This is a genomic window from Thermosulfuriphilus sp. (assembly GCF_054026695.1).
The window spans coordinates 1-17,570 of the sequence record NZ_JBPMLP010000004.1 but is presented as its reverse complement, the minus strand read 5'-3'; the positions used below and the strand labels follow the sequence as shown (position 1 = coordinate 17,570).

The 17,570-nt window shown below is 52.7% G+C and carries 20 protein-coding genes and 1 pseudogene; 12 read left to right on the top strand and 9 right to left on the bottom strand.

Translation table 11 applies throughout. From position 1 onward, the window contains the following. Positions 1–4: 4 nt before the first annotated feature. The 3 genes from ACXJJX_RS00665 to gatC form a co-directional block, all read right to left on the bottom strand. On the bottom strand, positions 5–304 hold the full coding sequence (locus tag ACXJJX_RS00665; protein WP_456430887.1) for a hypothetical protein: 300 nt from the start codon (positions 302–304) through the stop codon (positions 5–7). 68 nt (positions 305–372) lie between these two features. After that, positions 373–1,830, bottom strand: coding sequence for an Asp-tRNA(Asn)/Glu-tRNA(Gln) amidotransferase subunit GatA (gatA, locus tag ACXJJX_RS00660; RefSeq protein ID WP_456430885.1), 1,458 nt, complete (start codon positions 1,828–1,830; stop codon positions 373–375). A gap of 17 nt (positions 1,831–1,847) precedes the next feature. After that, positions 1,848–2,138 (bottom strand): Asp-tRNA(Asn)/Glu-tRNA(Gln) amidotransferase subunit GatC, encoded by a 291-nt coding sequence (gatC, locus tag ACXJJX_RS00655; protein WP_456430883.1) that lies wholly within the window; start codon positions 2,136–2,138, stop codon positions 1,848–1,850. Between the two features lie 313 nt (positions 2,139–2,451). On the opposite strand from gatC, the gene ACXJJX_RS00650 reads away from it, so the two are divergent. From ACXJJX_RS00650 to ACXJJX_RS00600, 11 genes are all read left to right on the top strand, one after another. After that, the gene (locus tag ACXJJX_RS00650) at positions 2,452–2,817 is read left to right on the top strand and encodes a response regulator (RefSeq protein WP_456430881.1); all 366 of its coding nucleotides are present in this window, start codon (positions 2,452–2,454) and stop codon (positions 2,815–2,817) included. A gap of 88 nt (positions 2,818–2,905) precedes the next feature. Beyond that, on the top strand, positions 2,906–4,447 hold the full coding sequence (locus tag ACXJJX_RS00645) for a glutamate synthase-related protein (protein WP_456430879.1): 1,542 nt from the start codon (positions 2,906–2,908) through the stop codon (positions 4,445–4,447). 10 nt (positions 4,448–4,457) lie between these two features. After that, positions 4,458–5,639, top strand: a complete 1,182-nt coding sequence (locus ACXJJX_RS00640) for a class II glutamine amidotransferase (protein WP_456430877.1) — start codon at positions 4,458–4,460, stop codon at positions 5,637–5,639. Positions 5,640–5,652: 13 nt separating this feature from the next. Beyond that, on the top strand, positions 5,653–6,396 hold the full coding sequence (locus tag ACXJJX_RS00635) for a GltB/FmdC/FwdC-like GXGXG domain-containing protein (RefSeq protein ID WP_456430875.1): 744 nt from the start codon (positions 5,653–5,655) through the stop codon (positions 6,394–6,396). A 23-nt stretch (positions 6,397–6,419) separates the two neighbouring features. After that, entirely contained in the window at positions 6,420–7,454 is a 1,035-nt protein-coding gene (gene purM, locus ACXJJX_RS00630; protein WP_456430873.1) for a phosphoribosylformylglycinamidine cyclo-ligase, read from the top strand. Next, positions 7,426–7,851: a 2-thiouracil desulfurase family protein gene (locus tag ACXJJX_RS00625; RefSeq protein WP_456430958.1), complete on the top strand. Its 426-nt coding sequence runs from the start codon at positions 7,426–7,428 to the stop codon at positions 7,849–7,851. The genes purM and ACXJJX_RS00625 overlap by 29 nt, the downstream gene beginning before the upstream one ends. Positions 7,852–7,862: 11 nt before the next feature. After that, a complete protein-coding gene (locus tag ACXJJX_RS00620; RefSeq protein WP_456430871.1) occupies positions 7,863–8,165 on the top strand; it encodes an MTH1187 family thiamine-binding protein in 303 nt (100 codons plus the stop codon). Next, positions 8,162–8,290: a CD1871A family CXXC motif-containing protein gene (locus tag ACXJJX_RS00615; protein ID WP_456430869.1), complete on the top strand. Its 129-nt coding sequence runs from the start codon at positions 8,162–8,164 to the stop codon at positions 8,288–8,290. Before ACXJJX_RS00620 ends, ACXJJX_RS00615 begins: the two co-directional genes overlap by 4 nt. A 3-nt stretch (positions 8,291–8,293) precedes the next feature. After that, a complete protein-coding gene (locus ACXJJX_RS00610) occupies positions 8,294–9,157 on the top strand; it encodes a 4Fe-4S binding protein (RefSeq protein WP_456430867.1) in 864 nt (287 codons plus the stop codon). After that, positions 9,144–10,235 carry a glycosyltransferase gene (locus tag ACXJJX_RS00605; protein ID WP_456430865.1) on the top strand — a complete coding sequence of 364 codons (1,092 nt, stop codon included), beginning with the start codon at positions 9,144–9,146 and terminating at the stop codon, positions 10,233–10,235. The genes ACXJJX_RS00610 and ACXJJX_RS00605 overlap by 14 nt, the downstream gene beginning before the upstream one ends. Next, a complete protein-coding gene (locus ACXJJX_RS00600) occupies positions 10,236–10,982 on the top strand; it encodes a polysaccharide deacetylase family protein (RefSeq protein WP_456430863.1) in 747 nt (248 codons plus the stop codon). Here ACXJJX_RS00600 and ACXJJX_RS00595 read toward each other — a convergent pair. The 6 genes from ACXJJX_RS00595 to ACXJJX_RS00570 all read right to left on the bottom strand — a co-directional run bounded on the left by ACXJJX_RS00595 (position 10,967) and on the right by ACXJJX_RS00570 (position 16,831). Continuing rightward, positions 10,967–11,620, bottom strand: coding sequence for a sulfotransferase family 2 domain-containing protein (locus ACXJJX_RS00595; RefSeq protein ID WP_456430861.1), 654 nt, complete (start codon positions 11,618–11,620; stop codon positions 10,967–10,969). The genes ACXJJX_RS00600 and ACXJJX_RS00595 overlap by 16 nt on opposite strands. Then, positions 11,620–12,744, bottom strand: a complete 1,125-nt coding sequence (locus ACXJJX_RS00590; RefSeq protein ID WP_456430859.1) for a glycosyltransferase — start codon at positions 12,742–12,744, stop codon at positions 11,620–11,622. The genes ACXJJX_RS00595 and ACXJJX_RS00590 overlap by 1 nt, the downstream gene beginning before the upstream one ends. After that, positions 12,734–13,891 carry a glycosyltransferase gene (locus ACXJJX_RS00585; protein WP_456430857.1) on the bottom strand — a complete coding sequence of 386 codons (1,158 nt, stop codon included), beginning with the start codon at positions 13,889–13,891 and terminating at the stop codon, positions 12,734–12,736. The genes ACXJJX_RS00590 and ACXJJX_RS00585 overlap by 11 nt, the downstream gene beginning before the upstream one ends. Beyond that, positions 13,875–14,909, bottom strand: coding sequence for a glycosyltransferase family 9 protein (locus ACXJJX_RS00580; RefSeq protein ID WP_456430855.1), 1,035 nt, complete (start codon positions 14,907–14,909; stop codon positions 13,875–13,877). Before ACXJJX_RS00580 ends, ACXJJX_RS00585 begins: the two co-directional genes overlap by 17 nt. A gap of 72 nt (positions 14,910–14,981) precedes the next feature. Then, positions 14,982–16,169 (bottom strand): radical SAM protein, encoded by a 1,188-nt coding sequence (locus tag ACXJJX_RS00575; protein ID WP_456430853.1) that lies wholly within the window; start codon positions 16,167–16,169, stop codon positions 14,982–14,984. Continuing rightward, entirely contained in the window at positions 16,160–16,831 is a 672-nt protein-coding gene (locus tag ACXJJX_RS00570) for an NAD(P)H-dependent oxidoreductase (protein ID WP_456430851.1), read from the bottom strand. The genes ACXJJX_RS00575 and ACXJJX_RS00570 overlap by 10 nt, the downstream gene beginning before the upstream one ends. A 145-nt stretch (positions 16,832–16,976) precedes the next feature. On the opposite strand from ACXJJX_RS00570, the pseudogene ACXJJX_RS00565 reads away from it, so the two are divergent. Further along, positions 16,977–17,570, top strand: a pseudogene (locus tag ACXJJX_RS00565) (cytochrome c biogenesis protein CcsA); the annotation flags it as partial.

Below are 17,570 nucleotides of genomic sequence, written 5' to 3'. Positions count from 1 at the left end.
TTCTTTATTCTTGGCTTAAATGTTCCTTGATGACCTCTTTGAGCATCATAAGGACAGGATCTCCCTCAACCTTCTGGAAAGCGACCTCAAGATCAGCCAGTTTCTCCTCAAGGCTTTTCTCACCAGGGATCTCTACTGGATGCCCTTCGACAACCACAAAAGCAACCCCCATTTTGGCCAGACGATCTATGAGGCGTTGACTGAGCTCTGTACCCGGACCGCAGAGAACACGCCCGGCCTCATCAACCACCTCTTTGGCCAAGACCATTCCCTCTTCGGCCAAGCTGATGGGTATCTTCTGCAACAAGACCTCCTTAAATAAAGTTCAAAGTCCCCCCTAGATAGTTTCGGCCTTAAAGGGCCTTTTCTTGATCAAAGATCTGGTCTGGCCCGATGATAATCCGTTAGTTGCTCAAAGGAATAGGCCACCTTAAGGAGCCTTTCCTCCTCAAAATGCGGGGCCATGAGTTGAAGACCTATGGGGAGACCTTCTCGGCTAAAGCCACAGGGGATAGAGATCCCTGGGATACCGGCCAGATTGGTAGCAATGGTAAAGACGTCAGAGAGATACATCTGGAGAGGATCATCCAGTTTTTCTCCTAGGCCAAAGGCCGGGGTTGGAGCCACTGGGGTGGCAATAACGTCACAGCCTTCAAAGGCCCTCTGGAAATCCTCGACGATCAAGGTCCTGACCCGGCTGGCTTTGAGATAAAAGGCGTCATAGTAACCAGCCGAAAGAGCATAGGTTCCCAGCATGATCCGTCTTTTGACCTCCGGACCAAACCCCTCCGACCTGGTCTTCTTATACATGGAGAGAAGATCTCGATACTCCTGGGCCCGGAAGCCGTACTTGACCCCATCGTAACGGGCCAAGTTTGAGCTGGCCTCAGCCGGAGCAATGATGTAGTAGGCAGCCACAGCATACTCAGAGTGAGGAAGAGATATCTCTACCAGGTGGGCTCCCTCCTGCTCAAAAAGAGCAAGAGCCTCTTTAACCGCCTTTTCTACCTCGGGGTCGATCCCAGAGATAAAGTACTCCCTGGGAACCCCTATCCTAAGCCCTTTAAGCTCAACTTTTAAGGCCTTTTGATAATCGGGAACAGGCCTGGGGGCAGAGGTCGAATCCCTAGGATCGTAACCGGCAATCACCGAAAGAAGAAGGGCACAGTCGGTGACATCCTTGGTCATCGGACCGATCTGATCAAGAGAAGAGGCGAAGGCAACCAAGCCATAGCGGGACACCCGGCCATAGGTAGGCTTAAGGCCCACAATGCCACAATGGGCTGCCGGCTGTCTAATAGACCCCCCGGTGTCCGAGCCTAAAGAGGCCAGACATTCATCAGCGGCCACGGCGGCCGCCGATCCTCCACTTGAACCCCCAGGGATGCGGGAAAGATCCCAAGGATTGGCCGTGGGATAAAAGGCTGAGTTCTCCGTGGAAGACCCCATGGCAAACTCGTCCATATTGGTCTTGCCGACAATCACCGCCCCAGCAGCCTTAAGCCTTTCGACCACCGTAGCGTCGTAAGGGGGGATAAAATTTTCCAACATCCTGGAACCACAGGTTGTCCGGATACCCTGGGTACAGATAACGTCTTTGATCGATATCGGACAGCCCAAAAGCGGAGCCTCTTCTCCGTCCTTTCTCCTCCTGTCGGCCAAACGAGCAGACTCCAGAGCCTCTTCGGCACAGACAGTGATGTAGGCCTTTACCTTGGGTTCAACAACCTCGATCCTTTCAAGAACACTCCGGGTAGCCTCCTCAGAGTTCACCTCTCCCCGGTCAAGGAGATCAAGAAGCTCATGAAGAGTCAGACGGAAAAGGTCCATGTCATCCTCCCTGGTAATCAGGACTTAAGCACCCGCGGAACAACAAAGAAACGCCCCTCCCTCTCCGGAGCGTTGGCCAAGGCCTCATCTATCTTTATGGACTCCTTGACCTCATCCTCCCTGAAGGCATTAGTTAGAGCCAAAGTATGGGTGGTCGGGGAGACTTCGGCTGTATCCAGGCGATCAAGTTGACGGACATACTCCAGGATCTGCCCCAGTTGCCTCGTAAAGACTTCAATCTCTTGATCATCAAACTCAAGACGGGCCAGATGGGCCACGTGTCGGACCTCTTCTTTTGATATGGCCATGGATCCTCCTTCCTAAAAGGGCTCTTTACAAAAACGACTTATTTCTAGCACGCCCCCCTCTAGCCCACAAGAAGGAAGCTTCTGTTTCTCCTCAAGGTTTTAATTAAGGCCTAGTTCCAAAGAACCGATTTTATTATTATAATTTCATTTTAAATTTATTTTGATCCTGGTCGTCAAAAGTATTGGTTTTTCTTTTAAGTTAAGAATTTTTAAAAAATTCGAGAAATTATACCATTTTCTTCAGGAAAAAGTTGTCAATTCTCAGAAATGTCTGCTAAATTAGATTTAAAGTGTCTTTTTACTGGAGTCCTTTATGGCAAAAAATAAGCGGATTTTAGTAGTCGAAGATGATCTTGAAGTTCTTTCTATGCTCAAAGATTATCTTCAGTTTGTAGGTTATGAGGTAACCACGGCCGAAGATGGCCTAAAAGGCATGAAGGCTCTGAAAGAAGGCCAATTTGATTTAGTAATAACTGATCTGACTATGCCTTATGTTTCCGGAATTGGTCTAATAACTATCATCAAACGCGAGCACCCCAATGTCCCAGTAATTGCTATTACTGGGTTCGGCTACTATGCCGAGGAGCTGGCCCACGAGAAGAAAGCTGACTATATCCTCAGCAAACCCTTTGAGATTGAAGAGTTGCGCCAGATAATAACCCATTTGCTGGGGGAATAGGCCAAAATTCCTCCCTTCCCACCCTTGACACCACCCCGAGTTATTTTATAACTTCCGTCCACTTTAAGAGTCCTCAATAGGGGGAGAGATGGCCACAAAAAAGAAGAAGAAAACCGTCTCCTTTGCTAAATTTTATCCGGATTTTTACGTCGAGCGGATTGAAGAAAGGTGCATCAAGTGTAAACGGTGCATAAGGGAGTGTTCCTACGGGGTCCACGCCTTCAATAAAAAGAAAGAGATTCTTACGGCTGACCACAGCAAGTGTGTGGGCTGTCATCGTTGTGAGGTTATGTGCCCCACCGAGGCCCTCTTCATCAAGCACTATCCTTCGGATTTTCGAGAACACGCCCACTGGAGCCCCTGGTTTATCAAGAATATTTATAAACAGGCTGACACTGGTGGCGTTCTCTTGGCGGCCACCGGCAATGCCATGCCCTTTAAGATCTACTGGGATCATCTGGTCCTTGATGCCAGCCAGGTAACCAATCCCTCTATTGATCCCCTGCGGGAACCCATGGAACTTAGGACCTACTTAGGTTCAAAACCAGATGTCCTTGATGTTATCTACGAAGACGGTCGTTATCGCCTTCAGACCAAACTCTCGCCCCAGATAAAGATAGAATATCCCATCCTCTTTGCGGCCATGTCTTATGGAGCCATCAGCCTCCATGTCCATCAGGGGCTGGCCCGGGCCGCTAAAGAACTGGGGATCCTCTACAATACCGGTGAGGGTGGTCTTCATGCTTCCCTTTACGAATATGGCCCCTGGACTATTGTCCAGTGTGCCTCGGGTCGTTTTGGTCTCCACGTTGATTACCTAAATACCGGAGTGGCCATTGAGATCAAGATCGGCCAGGGGGCCAAGCCAGGCATCGGTGGGCACCTCCCGGGGGAGAAGGTCACTGAGGAAATATCCAAGACGAGGATGATCCCTGTAGGCTCGGACGCCCTCTCCCCGGCCCCCCACCATGATATCTACTCCATTGAAGACCTTCGTCAACTCATCTACGCCCTCAAAGAGGCCACAGATTATCAGAAACTCGTCTTCGTCAAAATTGCTGCCGTTCATAACGCCCCGGCCATTGCCAGCGGTATGGTCCGGGCCGGAGCCGACGTCATTGTCCTTGATGGATTTAAAGGGGGCACAGGGGCAGCACCGACCATGTTCCGTGACTATGTCGGCATCCCCATAGAGCTGGCCCTGGCCCAGGTAGATGAGCGTCTGCGTCAGGAGGGCATCCGCAACCAAGCCTCTATTGTTATCTCCGGTGGAATCAGGTGCAGTGCTGATGTCATCAAGGCAATTGCCCTGGGGGCAGATGCCGTCTATATCGGAACTGCTGCCCTTATCGCCGTAGGGTGCACGATGTGTCAGCGTTGTTTTACAGGAAAGTGCCCTTGGGGGATTGCTACCAACAACCCAGAGCTTATCAAACGCCTGGATCCAGACACCGCTTACGAAAAGCTGGCCAATCTGGTCAAAGGTTGGGGGCACGAGATTCAGGAGATGCTTGGGGCCATGGGTATCAACGCCATAGAAAGCCTCCGGGGCAACCGGGAAAAGCTTCGAGGAGTCGGGCTCACCGAGACCGAACTACGCATCCTCGGGGTAAAACATGCTGGGGAATAAGGGAGACACTATGCAGGGCTTTCATTTTGAAAAGAGTATCTCTGGCTGCGGTCTCGCCGGTCTTATCCATCGCAAAGGCCACCGGATAAAGGGGGAGACCATCGTCTGTTCCATCTCTTGCCAGAAGGAAAGGGGAAACGGCCTCGGGGCTGGTTATGCAGCCTATGGGATCTATCCTGATTTTGAGGACTACTACGCTATCCATATCATGGCCGATAGCAGGTCAGCCCTTAAAGAGGCCGAGGCTGTACTCAAAGAGCATACCTATATGGTCCATGAGGAGAAAATTCCTACCAGACCAGTGAGAAGGATCGAAAAACCCCCTGTCCTGCGGCGTTATTTTGTCAAACCCCGCTATGAGGGAGAGATTCGGGATCTTTGCGAAGGGACTCAGGCCGAAGACGACTATATGGTTGAGGTCGTCATGCGCATCAATCGGGATATCTCCGGGGCCTATGTCTTTTCTTCAGGCAAGAACATGGGGGCCTTTAAGGGAGTGGGATTCCCGGATGAGATCGCCGAATTCTACCGAATAGATGAATATTCCGGCTATATCTGGACATCCCATAACCGCTTCCCCACCAATACCCCTGGCTGGTGGGGAGGAGCCCATCCCTTTACCATTCTGGACTGGTCCATTGTCCACAATGGAGAGCTTTCTTCCTACGGGATCAACAAACGCTACTTGGAGATGTTTGGCTACCACTGCACCCTGCTTACTGACACCGAGGTGGTAGCCTACTTACTTGATCTTCTCATCAGAAGACACCGGTTGCCCATAGAGGTGGCCTGCTTAGTCTTTGCCCCTCCTTTCTGGGAAGAGATAGACCGGATGGATCCAGAACGCCGAGAACTCCTTACAGCCATCCGGGCGGTCTATGGAAGTGCCCTTCTCAACGGACCTTTTGCCATCCTGTTCGCCTACAACGGGGGTCTGGTTGGCCTTAACGACAGGGTCAAACTCAGGCCTCTTGTGGCCGCTGAAAAAGGCGATCTGGTCTTTATGGCCAGCGAGGAGAGTGCCATTCGGGCCATCTGCCCTGATCCCGAACGGGTCTGGGCCCCAAAGGCCGGAGAACCTCTTATTGTTGAGCTTGAACCTGGGGTCATCCCCAATCAGCGTACTTACTTGATTCCGGAAGAAAGCCCGCTTCACAAGGTCTGCGCCCTTCCGGAACGAGAGGAATCCTAGACAGGAGCCCTGTATGGTCATGGAAATAGATGCCAAAGACATCCACTATCGGGTACTAAATAAGATGATCCGTCAGGCTGTAGCCCAGGGGGAAAGGGAGTTTGTCCTCCGCAACGTCAACGGTCAGCGATATCTGGCCGACGGTCTCTCTGGTGAGATCGTCATGGATATTTATGGGACCCCTGGTCAGGATCTGGGAGCCTTTATGCGCGGCCCCAAGGTGACTGTTTACGGAAACGTCCAGGATGGGGCTGGAAACACCATGGATGACGGCAAGATTCTTGTCCATGGTATGGCAGGGGATGTTCTGGGCTATGCCATGCGGGGTGGCAAGATCCATGTCCGCCAGGATGTTGGTTATCGGGTTGGCATTCATATGAAGGCCTATATGGATAAGGTCCCGGTAATCATCATTGGCGGTAAGGCCGGAGATTTTCTGGGCGAATATATGGCGGGGGGGATCATCATCCTTCTGGGCATAAATAGCATCTATCCGGAACGCCCCATCGCCGGTATTTATCTGGCCACCGGAATGCACGGCGGCACTATTTACATCCGTGGTCAGGTCCCCCGTGAACAATTGGGCAAGGGCATGGAGCCCAGAAAGATAGATGATCAAGACTACGAGCTCCTTGAGGCTCATCTGCGAGAGTATTGTCAGGATTTTAATTTAGATCTAAAAGAGATCCTGAGCGAACCCTTTGAAAAGATACAGCCGGCCACCCATCGGCCTTATGGCAAGCTCTACGCTTACTAGGCAAGAGGAGGGCAAGGGAAAAGATGTCTCGCTATAAAGAGGCCGGGGTGGACATCGAGGCCGCTAATCGTTTGGTGGAAGCTATAAAACCTCTGGCTGCTTCTACCCATCGCCGAGGGGTCCTAAGCCCCCTAGGGGGCTTTGCCGGTCTTTTTGCCCTGGATACCGAAAAATATCAGCAGCCCGTTCTGGTATCTTCCACCGATGGGGTGGGGACCAAGATCAAGGTGGCCATCATGGCCGGCCGTCATGAAACCATCGGCATTGATCTGGTGGCCATGTGTGTCAACGACATCTTGGTCTGTGGGGCCGAGCCCCTTTTCTTTTTAGATTATCTGGCCTGCGGTCATCTGGAACCTCAGGTAGCCATCTCCATTATCGAAGGCATCGCCAAGGGTTGTCAGGCTGCGGGTTGCGCCCTTCTCGGTGGGGAGACGGCAGAATGCCCCGGAATGTATCAACCTGGAGACTATGACCTAGCGGGTTTTGTGGTGGGGGTTGTCGAGAGGGAAAAGATCATCGATGGTTCCGAGATCTCGGTGGGGGATAAGATTATTGGTTTGGCCTCATCAGGGCTTCACAGCAATGGCTTCTCTCTGGTGAGGAAGCTCTTCTTTGAAGAGCTCGGCCTTGGTCCCCAAAGCTTTGTCCCTGAGCTTGGGTGTAACGTGGCCGATGAGCTCCTTAAGCCTACTAGGATCTATGCCGAGCCTGTACTACATCTCCTTAAAGCCTGCCGGATTAGGGGGATTGCCCATATCACCGGTGGTGGCTTCTACGACAATATCTCCCGAGTCCTCCCTCAGAGTACCAAGGCTGTGATCCATAAGGGTTCCTGGAGGATCCCGACAATCTTTAACTTCATCCAGAAAAAAGGCCAAGTTGAAGAAAGGGAGATGTTCAGGATTTTTAACTGCGGCGTCGGGATGACCCTAATCCTGCCCCCAGAAGAAACCGAGGATGCCATCCTCCAGCTCAAGGCCCTTGATGAAGAGGCCTGGGTGATTGGTGAGGTCGTCCAGCGCAGAGATGACGAACCACCGGTTGAGATCCTCTGAAACCTTTCTAGTTAGTGCCTGCCTGCTAGGGGTTTGCTGTCGCTATGACGGCCGGAGCAAAAAGGACCTCCGTCTGGAGGCCCTTTCAAGAAAGCTTCGTTTGGTACCCGTCTGTCCAGAGCAATTAGGTGGCCTCTCCACCCCTCGTTGCCCGGCCGAAATCCAAGGAGGAGATGGTCTGGCGGTACTTCTAAAACGGGCTAAAGTGGTCACCCGGAGCGGAGAAGATGTAACCTCGGCCTTTATCCGAGGAGCCGAGGAAACAGTACGCTTGGCAGAAGTCTTTGGGGCCCGGGGGGCTATTCTCAAGGCCCGAAGCCCTTCTTGTGGCCTTGATCCCCTGGGAGTCACCACGGCTGCCCTCCTAAGGAGGGGCCTTAAAATCTACGAATTTTAGGAGAAAGACCTATGGCCCTTATGGAGATCAGCGTTGTTCCCCTGGGCACGGGTTCAACCAGTCTGGGAGATTATGTGGCCAGGATTGTAAGGCTCCTGGAGGCCGAAGGGGTCCCCTTCAAGTTAACCGACATGGGGACCATCATCGAGGGAGACGTTGGCCTTCTCCTTGAACTGGCCCGCAAGATCCATGAGCTCCCTTTTGAGGAAGGCTGCCAACGGGTCTATACGAGCCTCAGGATCGACGACCGGAGGGACAAGACCGTCCATCTAGATGATAAGATTGCCTCGGTAAGGGAGAGACTCAGCCCATGAAAAAAAGCCTTTTTCTTCTGGCTTTGGCCTTGGGTCTTATTCTTCTGGGGCTTATTCATGGGGAGTACAACGAGGTTCTCCAGAGGGCTACCCGGCTGTGTCTGAGCTGTATCGGAATCGGTTAACCCATGGATCGCTTGCGCTTGCGTGTTCAGCTCCTGATGAGCCTTTTGGCCAATGCCTACTTTGGTTTTCTCTCCACGGGGACCATTTATCTCGGACGCCTCAAAGGGATATGTTTCCCCGGGCTTAACTGTTATTCTTGTCCGGCAGCCCTCTGGGCCTGTCCTTTGGGAAGCCTCCAGGGATTCGCCTCCGAGATCAGGGCCTATGGCCTTAGTCGGCCAGGCTTTTACGTCCTGGGAACAATCCTTCTCTATGGTCTCCTATTCGGACGTTTTGTCTGTGGATGGCTCTGCCCCTTCGGACTCATCCAGGAACTCCTCTGGCGCTTTCCCGGACGCAAGTTCTCCCTGCCCCGATCGGTCTCTTATGGGAAATACGTTGTCCTTCTCCTTTTTGTCTTTTTGTTGCCCGCTCTGATAACTGACCGGTTTGGTTTTGGCCAGGTCTGGTTCTGCAAGTACATCTGCCCAGCAGGAACCATTGAGGCCGGAATCCCTCATGCCCTCTGGAAGGCTGAGATCCGGCAGATGTTGGGACTCCTTTTTCTCAATAAAGTGGTCGTTGCCGTCCTGATTATCATGGGCTCGATCTTCTTCTTTCGCCCTTTCTGCCAGGGGATTTGCCCCTTAGGAGCCCTCTACGGTCTTATTCAGAGACACGGCCTTCTGAGACTTTCCTGGCAGGAGAAGGATTGTCTCTCCTGTGGTATCTGTAGCCGGATCTGCCCTATGGGGCTTAAGATACCGGAGGAACTTGATAGCCCGGATTGCATCCGCTGTCTGCGGTGTCTTGAAGCCTGTCCCACCAAGGTCATCAAGATCGCCCCCCCACCAAGGGGGCCAAAAGAAGGACATGGGCGCCCCTAGAATTCACACCTTGCACATGATTGCCAGCAAGACCCTTGGGGGAGCAGAGCGCTTCTTTCTCCGCCTCGTCGAAGCCCTGGGCGAAAGGCTCCCAAGGCCAGCCGTAGCCTTAAGGAAAGCAAGTGAGGTCATCCCCTTGGTGCCTCCGGGAGTAAGCCTCTATGAGCTCCCCTTCCGGACCGTCTGGGATCCTTTCTCCAGGATGGCGGTCTCCCGACTGATAAACAAGCTCAGACCAGACATTGTCCAGACTTACATGGGCCGGGCTACCAGACTAACGAGGCTTGGAAAAGGTCCACCTGTCCACATCGCCAGGCTTGGTGGATATTATAAACTTGATAGTTTTCGCCATGCTCATGCCTGGGTAGGAAACACCAAAGGAATCTGCGATTATCTTGTCTCGGCCGGCTTTCCGGCCAAACGGGTCTATCTTATCGGAAACTTTATTGATCCTCCCCCGAGACTCGGGCCAGAGGAGCTTAAAAAAATAAAACGAAGGCTCGGCCTTCCTGAAGACGCCTTGGTTCTGGCCACCGCCGGCCGTTTTATAGAGGTCAAGGGGCACCGTTTTCTTCTTGAGGCTTTTAGCAGACTTCCCCGAGAGATCCGAGGCCAGAGGATCTTTCTTCTAATGATTGGAGACGGACCTTTGGTCGCGGCCCTAAAAAGTCTGGCCATTGATCTGGGAATTGAAGGGCGAATTATCTGGACCGGCTGGCAAACCAACCCAGAGGTCTTTCTCCAGCTGGCTGATCTGGTCGTCTTTCCTTCCCTTGAGCCCGAGACCTTAGGCAACGTCATCCTTGAGGCCTGGGCCTTAGAGAAGCCATTGGTGGTTACCAGATTTCGAGGAGCTCTAGAGATCACCAGAGATGGAGACGACGTCTGGCAGGTGCCCTGTGGAGACTCCGAGGCCTTAGCCCAGGGGATCGCCCTGGTTTTAAAGGATGAAACCCTGGCCCAAAGATTGGCCCGTCAAGGACATCAGCGGATAAAAAAGGAATTTTCTCGAAAGATAGTGGTTGACCAGTATCTGGCCCTGTATGAAGAACTCCTTGCTCCCGGAAGGTGGATCTAAATGACCAGGGGTATTTCCATCCTTATGTATCACCAGATTGGTGACTTTGCTCCCATGAAGACCCACCGGGCAACTTATTGTCTGCACCGCCGTTTTGCCGCCCAGATGGCCCTGCTACACCTTTTGAGGTATCGGGTGATAAGCCTTGATGAGGCCCTTAAGGCCCTAAGTGGCCGGGCCCCTTTCCCTAAACGGGCCGTAGTGCTCACCTTTGATGACGGTTATAGAAATTTTTATGAATATGCCTTTCCTATCCTCAAACGTTACCGTTTTCCAGCAACGGTCTACCTGCTCTCAGGCCTGATCGGCCAAAAGGCTGAGTGGTTTGCGGCCGATGGTCGCCCCTGCCCGCCCCTTTTAGATCGGCAAGAGATCCTGACCTTGGCCCAGGAGGGAGTAGAATTCGGCTCCCACGGTATCAGCCATATCAAGCTGGCCGAGGCCGATGACCAACGCCTGCGAGAAGAGGTCTTTAAGAGCAAAAAAGATCTAGAAGAACTCCTCGGCCGACCAGTAAGACATTTTTGCTATCCTTACGGGAATTATGATCTCCGGGCGATAGCGGCAGTAAGGGAGGCCGGCTATCTTTCGGCCGTCACCTGTATCCGGGGAGCAGCTCTTAAGGGGGAAGATCCCTTTCAGCTGCCTCGCAAGGCCATCTCTTATGGAGACAGCCTTATTGGCTTTCTTTGGAAACTTGAGCTTAAAAATAAACGCAAAAGTCCGCCCCTTCAGTCAAAGGTGTAGCCAAACATCTCGATGTCCCGGCGGAAGTGCTTGGCCACCATCTCTGCCGTCTCTGGGGTATAGTACTCCTGATAAGGACGACGATCTTTAGCCTGCCTTTTGTGAGGAAGAGGTGGGGGATTAATTCCGATCCGCCGACAGACCTCGCGAAAATCCTCCTCTAGGCGTTCATAGCGGCCGATAAAATCAACGATCACGTTGCCGTGAAGATCAATGAGATAGTCTGACTGGAGCTGAATAGAGGTATCAATGATGTAGTGATAGGGCCGCCGGACGTCAAACTTCCAGCGCAAAAAGGCCTCAAAATTGTTTATCCCCTTGAGTAGATGAGGCCTCTCCCGGCGGATGTGGTGGTAGGAACTTACCTGCAGATCCCAAGGATTGCGGACAAAGGCAAATTTAAAAAGGCGGTCAAAAAGCTCCCGGGGAAGCATCTCCTGGGCAGCAATGGCCTTGGCGTGTCTGGGGAACTTGACCCCCAGACGATGACCGCTCAGGTGGCTTATTCGGCTACAAATAAAATAGAGAATCCGGTATGGATCTCTCCAAACATAGCGGTTTAAGGCCGAACGAATACTTGTTCCACCGGTTTTGGCAATGTGGATAAAAAGAAAATTATAGCGCCAAGAAAGCAGCATCACTCCTCTCCCAGAAGGATTTGGAGGTATCTTCGGGCACTGTAGCCCTGATGATATTCCCTGACCGCCTCTTTAAGGATCTCAGGAGGTAGGGGATTTTTAAGGGTCTTTACCATTGCTTGGCTTAAGGTCTCAACATCCCCCATGGGGACCAACTCTCCGTAACGCCCTCCGGCCAGAATCTCCCGCGGTCCGCTGGGACAATCTGTAGCCACCGAGGGGATACCCAGGGCCAAGGCCTCGGTCAAGACATTGGGAGAGCCCTCCCAGATTGAAGAAAGCACAAAGAGATCGGCCCGACTCATATAGGCATAGGGGTTAGTCACAAAACCTGGAAGATCAACCCGCCCCTCAAGCCCCAAGGATTCAACCAGGGCCTCCAGGGCCTTCCGCTCTTCCCCTTCTCCGATGATGATCAGCCGAGAAGGAATCTCCCGACAGAGCCTGGCAAAGGCCTTAATAAGAGTGGGAAAATCCTTTTGGCGAGTAAGCCTTCCGGCAGCAAGCACCACAGGGACCCTCTTGGCCTTGAGCCAGGGGTGTTCCACCGCCTCCTGGGCCAGGGCATAAAGACGGGGGGTAATGACCGGATTAGCCACTACCTTAAGCTTTGCTTCAGGAAGTCGGCTCAAACGGGCCAGATCCTCGGCTACCCCCGTGGAGACCGCGACCACGGCATCGGCCCGAGGATAGGTAAGCCGCATACCCAAAGACCACCACCAAAGACGCCAGGGGCTCTTATCCCTCAGGGCGGCCGAGGTTGTAGTCCCCATCCTCAAGACCACCCGCAGAGGTACCCGGGAAAGGATCCTGGCGGCTACAGCCACCTGGTTGGCCCTGTTTTTAGCAGAAAGCAAGGCCGCGGGCCGGGCCATCTGTAGATAATGGGCTAGAGGTAAAAGACAGGCATAAGTGTGCTCTGGGCCAAGCTTTATAAGCCTCACTCCAGGGGGAAGTTCGCGGAGATACTCGCTTCGGGCCTTGATCGCCAAGACATCTACTCGGCAGCCAAGATCGACCAGCCCCCCAGCAAGATTAACTAGCATCCTCTCTACTCCCCCCCGACCGGAAAAAGAGGCAAAGATGGCGATCAGAGGAGATCCCTTATCCTTTTTAAAGGCCATGGATGTCTCCCTCGCCCTCTTGGATCTTTCCCGGGCTTTTAGAATCTGTGCCTCGGCCTTTAAGAACCTTGGAATAAACTTGAAGGTTTCCCTTGATCATCCTGGCAAGGGAGAATTTCTCCCGGGCAATACGTCTTCCCTCTTCTCCCATTTTCTTTCTTACTTCAGGCCTGAGGATAAGGGCCAAAAGGGCCTCCTTCAAGGCGCAGACATCACCAGGGGGCACAAGGAGGCCATTTACTCTGTGTTGGACGATCTCCGGGACTCCCCCCACCCGACTGGCCACTATCGGGACCCCGGCAGCAGCCGCCTGGATAAGGGAGACCCCCAGCCCCTCCATCGTGGCTGGGTGGACCAGGAGGTCCAGACAGGGAAGGAGACGGGGCAGATCTTCCCTGAAGCCGGCCAAGATAAAATAGGGGCCAAGACCAGCCTCATTTATCAGGGAGCGAATCTTTCCCTCAAGGGGGCCCTGACCCAAAAGGACAAAGCGAATCCTTTTCTCCTTGAGGACCAGTTCCTTGGCGGCCTCAACCAGAAAACGATGCCCCTTGCGGGGTATGAATTGGGCCACCATTCCGATGAGCAGCGTTGCTGGCTCAAGGCCGAATTCCTTCTCAAACTGGCCCCGATTACCAGGACCGGCATAACAATCGACCTCAATCGCACTATGAACACAAGTTATCCGCTCTGGCGGAATCCCCTCAGAGATAAGAACATCCCTTATCCCTTGAGAAATAGTGACCACATGGTCAAAAGAGTTATAGCGCCACCTGGCCAGCCAAGCTGGCTCCGGATTATCTACCCGACGGGTGATAACCGCCTTTATCCCGGTTATCCTGGCGGCCAAGGCTCCCCAGAAATCGGCCCCACGACGGCTGTGGACATGGAGAATATCCGGCCTTTGGCGACGAATAAGCCTTAAAAGATGCCCCAGAAGTCGGGGATCAGGCTCACCGAGGCTTGAAATCGGGCTAATCCGAGCCCATTTCCCGGAGGCTTTCTCAATCCCACTGCCCTGCTCACAGACGAGGATATTCTGATGCCCAAGACCAGAAAGCCCTCTTAGAAGATAAAAGACCTGGAGGGCCCCACCGTAAAGGTTCCGCCCCATCTCCACGTGGATGATCTTAAGCCTCGACTTCATGACCTTTAAGGAATTCAGCGACCAGGCTTAGGATCTCCTCTACCTGGATGTCCCTCATACATAGATACTGGTGGCCACAGGTAACCTTGCGGCGGCATGGAGAGCAAGGCCGCGGTTTGTAGACAATACGGACCTCAGAAGAAGGTGGCTCGAGATAAGGCCTTGTGGCCCCAAAAAGGGCTATAGTTGGGCGCCGCAGGGCCACTCCCATATGGGTAAGACCAGTATCGACTCCGATGACTACCCGGGCCCGGGCCACCACGGCAGCACTTTCTATAAGGGACATTTCCCCCACAAGGTTGACCACCCAGGCCGGAAGCTCTCTGGCAAGCCTTCTTTCTCCCGGGCCGCCGAGGATGACCACTGGCAGAGAAAATCTCCTTTTGATGCCTTCGGCCAAGTCCTGCCAACGTTCAAAGAACCAGTGTTTCTGGGGCCTGGTGGTAAATGGACAGAAGAGCACAAAGTTGTCTTTAAGCCCAAAGGCAGCCAAAGTCTCCCCAACTCGCTCTTTTGCCCCTTTGGGGATATGTATAGAGGGACGGAAAGGTCCGGGATCGATTCCTAAAGCCTTTAGAAGATAAAAGTATTCAGAACCCATTCGGTGATTTTGAGGCCCCCGAGAGATGATCTTAGTCATCAAGAAGTCCCCCGGCTCTTTGGATCCAAAACCTATCCGCTCCCTGGCCCCGGAGAGATAGGCCAGGAGTCGTCCCCGGAGAAGACCGGTGGTCTCCAGGGCAAGATCATAGCCCCGGTCTTTAAGAGGCTGGGAAAAGTCTTTTATGGCCTTGAAGAGAGTCGCAAATCTTCCGGACTTAAGAAGAGCAAGCCACTTTCCCTTAGGCCAGACAATCACCTCATCTAGATCCGGATGGTGGCGGATAAGCTCGGCCAAATGGGGCTCAATAACCCAGGAGACCTTTGCCCCCGGCCAGGCCCGTTTTATGGCCGCCAGGAGGGGAGAGGCCATGACCACGTCACCAATAGCGCTCGGTCTGATAATGATAATTCTCATAAGGCAAAATAATTAACCAAAGTGATCTCCAAGATACAGCACAGGAAGGGCTCTAAAAAGAGAATAAAAATTTCAGAAGGTTACATACCGGCTAGCTTTATCAAGGAGCCTCCTCTGGCGGCTGAGGCCCTCCAAGCTCCTCAAACGGGCCTTCCGCCTTAATTTAAGGATTCGATCAACCAAGGTAGGCCCCAGGCCTGGCACCCTGAGGAGCTCTGTCCTTGAGGCCCGATTTACATTGACCGGGAAGAAGGATGGATTCTCCCGGGCCCAGGCCTCTTTGGGATCCATCTCCAGGGGCAGAAAACCGTCCTTGAGGGGAATCTCCTTTACAGTAAAACCATATTGGCGGACCAAGAAGTCTACTTGGTAGAGTCGGTGTTCTCTGGTCAGAAGATCGACTTTTGGGGCCAAGGTCTCACCGGGAAGCCCGGGGCGACCAGCCCCAGGCTGATAGGCCGAAAAATAGACCCGGTTGAGCCCCAGACGCCGATAAAGGGCCTCAAGATAGAGAAGGATTTCCCGGTCGCTCTCTCCAGCAGCCCCAACGACAAACTGGGTCGTCTGGGATAGACGGCGCCCCCGATCTTTTAGCCTCTCTTTGAGGTTGGCAATGTACTTGAGGGGTTCAACTATATCTCTAAAATAATCCTTTGTTTTTGAAAGCCGACGAAAGTTCTCCCGACCTGCGGTCTCCAGGTTTATGGAGACAGCATTGGCCAACATAGCGGCCTCTTCAATGGCTGCCCGAGAGGCCCCGGGGATGACCTTCAGGTGGAGATAGCCGCGATAGCCCTCCCGAAAACGCAAAAGTCTCCCTACCCGATTCAAAAGCTCCATGGTGGTGTCCGGATCGTGGATAACCCCAGAGCTGATAAAGATACCGTTTACCCAACCGCGACGATAATAATCCATAAAGATCCTTACCGTCTCTTCCGGACTCAGACTCACCCGACGGAAGTCTCTTTCGGCCCGCAGAGGGCAATAAGCACAATCCCCCAGGCAGACATTGGAGATCAGGGTCTTAAAGAGGGTCATCCGCCGACCATTGGGAAGGGTTATGGGATAGATCCAGCGATTGTCCGGCCCCCTGCGGCGCCCCCGGCCATCCGGCCCTCGATGACATGAGCCCGCAAGATCAAACTTTGAGGCCTCGGCCAGAATTTTGAGCCTTTCCTCAAGCCCGGGACGCCGGATAATTGCCAGCAACGGCCTCCGGGCAACCCGCCTTTGGTCAAAGACTTGATTTCTCAATACCACCGAACAATCCTCTCAAGAGTCTGCCTGGTCTTTGGTCGCGGCTCCTTGCGACGATAACCAAAGGCTACCATGTAGGCCACGGCCATCTTCTCGATATCTATGCCAAAGTTATCCCTCAGGACCTGGTTTACCTTTTCCGGATTGAAGCCCTCCATGGGGCAAGAATCTATACCAATCATGGCTGTAGCCGTCATCATGTTGGCCATAGCGATGTAGGTCTGTTTGCAGGCCCAATCAAACAGGGCTCGTTCGTTCTCCAAAAGGCGGAAGTCCTCCTCCTGAAACTCCCGATATTTCTGACGCTTAAGCTCCCTGAGCTCTGGAGGCAGTTTTTGGACCTCTCTCATCATGTAATCTATATAGTCGCTGTCATAACGCATAAAAAACTCCCTACGGGCCAAGCAGACCACCAGATGGCTACAGGTCGGTATCTGCTGCTCACCACCCCAAGTAAAATCCAAAAGTCTTCTCCGAAGCCCAGAATCCTGGACAACTAGAAACACCCAGGGCTCAAAGCCAAAGGAGCTAGGGGAAAGACGGGCAGCCTCAAGGATAAACTCAAAGTCTTCTTCAGGGATCTTCCTTTCTGGATCAAAATCCTTACAGGCATGGCGAAACCAAAAAGCCTTAAGCACCAAGTCTTTGACTTCTTTAGGGTTCATGATTCACCTCCTAGGGAGCCTGGATGGCCGGCTCTTTAAAAAGTTTTTTAAGAATCATTATTAGCCAAAGATCTTTTCTTGCCCAAACAAAAATTGTAAGTTCGAAAGGCTTAGGTTATTAATTATTGCTCTGACTGGAGAGCCGATGGAGAATCTCATCCCCCTTGAGACTTTTATCCATATCGGGGAGAGGATCATTCTTCTCCTCTGGGCCTTGGGCCTTGTTGCTGGCGGTTGGGGTCTGATCAACCTCTTTCGTCCCTTCCAGGAAAGGGCCTCTTGGTTCTTGCTCTTGGCCATTGATTTCATCTTTTTGATAGGATTCCTCTGGTTTTGCTGGTTCCACTACCAGATCTATGTCCATCTACCCTTGGAACTTCCAGAGGAGTTAGCGCGCTGGCTCAACCACTACTTAGAGTCCCTAAACCAAAAGTCATACTATGGTCTGCCCCTTTATGACCCCAAGGCTCCCCCCCGCTATCTCCTACCCCTCTGGATTGAGAAGGAAAAATATTACTTTTGGTTCATGTGTTACGGCCTTATGGCCCTTTATGCTTACAGGCGCCTTACTGACCATCGTTTTCGGGGGGCCCTTCTCTTGGGATTGGCCATCCAGATAGGGATACTTAAGGTCTTTGTGGATCCCTTTGCTCACCCCCTGCCCCGTTTTTTTGAAGAAGTCTCACCCTGGTTCAATGAGTCCCTGGCCCCTGTAGCTAAGCTAGGGCTCTTTATGAAG

What these genes read in the sequence shown, in the direction of transcription:
- gatA (WP_456430885.1), bottom strand. Translation starts at nt 1,830, where the DNA reads ATGGACCTTTTCCGTCTGACTCTTCATGAGCTTCTTGATCTCCTTGAC.
- gatC (WP_456430883.1), bottom strand. Translation starts at nt 2,138, where the DNA reads ATGGCCATATCAAAAGAAGAGGTCCGACACGTGGCCCATCTGGCCCGT.
- ACXJJX_RS00650 (WP_456430881.1), top strand. Translation starts at nt 2,452, where the DNA reads ATGGCAAAAAATAAGCGGATTTTAGTAGTCGAAGATGATCTTGAAGTT.
- ACXJJX_RS00645 (WP_456430879.1), top strand. Translation starts at nt 2,906, where the DNA reads ATGGCCACAAAAAAGAAGAAGAAAACCGTCTCCTTTGCTAAATTTTAT.
- ACXJJX_RS00640 (WP_456430877.1), top strand. Translation starts at nt 4,458, where the DNA reads ATGCAGGGCTTTCATTTTGAAAAGAGTATCTCTGGCTGCGGTCTCGCC.
- ACXJJX_RS00635 (WP_456430875.1), top strand. Translation starts at nt 5,653, where the DNA reads ATGGTCATGGAAATAGATGCCAAAGACATCCACTATCGGGTACTAAAT.
- purM (WP_456430873.1), top strand. Translation starts at nt 6,420, where the DNA reads ATGTCTCGCTATAAAGAGGCCGGGGTGGACATCGAGGCCGCTAATCGT.
- ACXJJX_RS00625 (WP_456430958.1), top strand. Translation starts at nt 7,426, where the DNA reads ATGACGAACCACCGGTTGAGATCCTCTGAAACCTTTCTAGTTAGTGCC.
- ACXJJX_RS00620 (WP_456430871.1), top strand. Translation starts at nt 7,863, where the DNA reads ATGGCCCTTATGGAGATCAGCGTTGTTCCCCTGGGCACGGGTTCAACC.
- ACXJJX_RS00615 (WP_456430869.1), top strand. Translation starts at nt 8,162, where the DNA reads ATGAAAAAAAGCCTTTTTCTTCTGGCTTTGGCCTTGGGTCTTATTCTT.
- ACXJJX_RS00610 (WP_456430867.1), top strand. Translation starts at nt 8,294, where the DNA reads ATGGATCGCTTGCGCTTGCGTGTTCAGCTCCTGATGAGCCTTTTGGCC.
- ACXJJX_RS00605 (WP_456430865.1), top strand. Translation starts at nt 9,144, where the DNA reads ATGGGCGCCCCTAGAATTCACACCTTGCACATGATTGCCAGCAAGACC.
- ACXJJX_RS00600 (WP_456430863.1), top strand. Translation starts at nt 10,236, where the DNA reads ATGACCAGGGGTATTTCCATCCTTATGTATCACCAGATTGGTGACTTT.
- ACXJJX_RS00595 (WP_456430861.1), bottom strand. Translation starts at nt 11,620, where the DNA reads ATGCTGCTTTCTTGGCGCTATAATTTTCTTTTTATCCACATTGCCAAA.
- ACXJJX_RS00590 (WP_456430859.1), bottom strand. Translation starts at nt 12,744, where the DNA reads ATGGCCTTTAAAAAGGATAAGGGATCTCCTCTGATCGCCATCTTTGCC.
- ACXJJX_RS00585 (WP_456430857.1), bottom strand. Translation starts at nt 13,891, where the DNA reads ATGAAGTCGAGGCTTAAGATCATCCACGTGGAGATGGGGCGGAACCTT.
- ACXJJX_RS00580 (WP_456430855.1), bottom strand. Translation starts at nt 14,909, where the DNA reads ATGAGAATTATCATTATCAGACCGAGCGCTATTGGTGACGTGGTCATG.
- ACXJJX_RS00570 (WP_456430851.1), bottom strand. Translation starts at nt 16,831, where the DNA reads ATGAACCCTAAAGAAGTCAAAGACTTGGTGCTTAAGGCTTTTTGGTTT.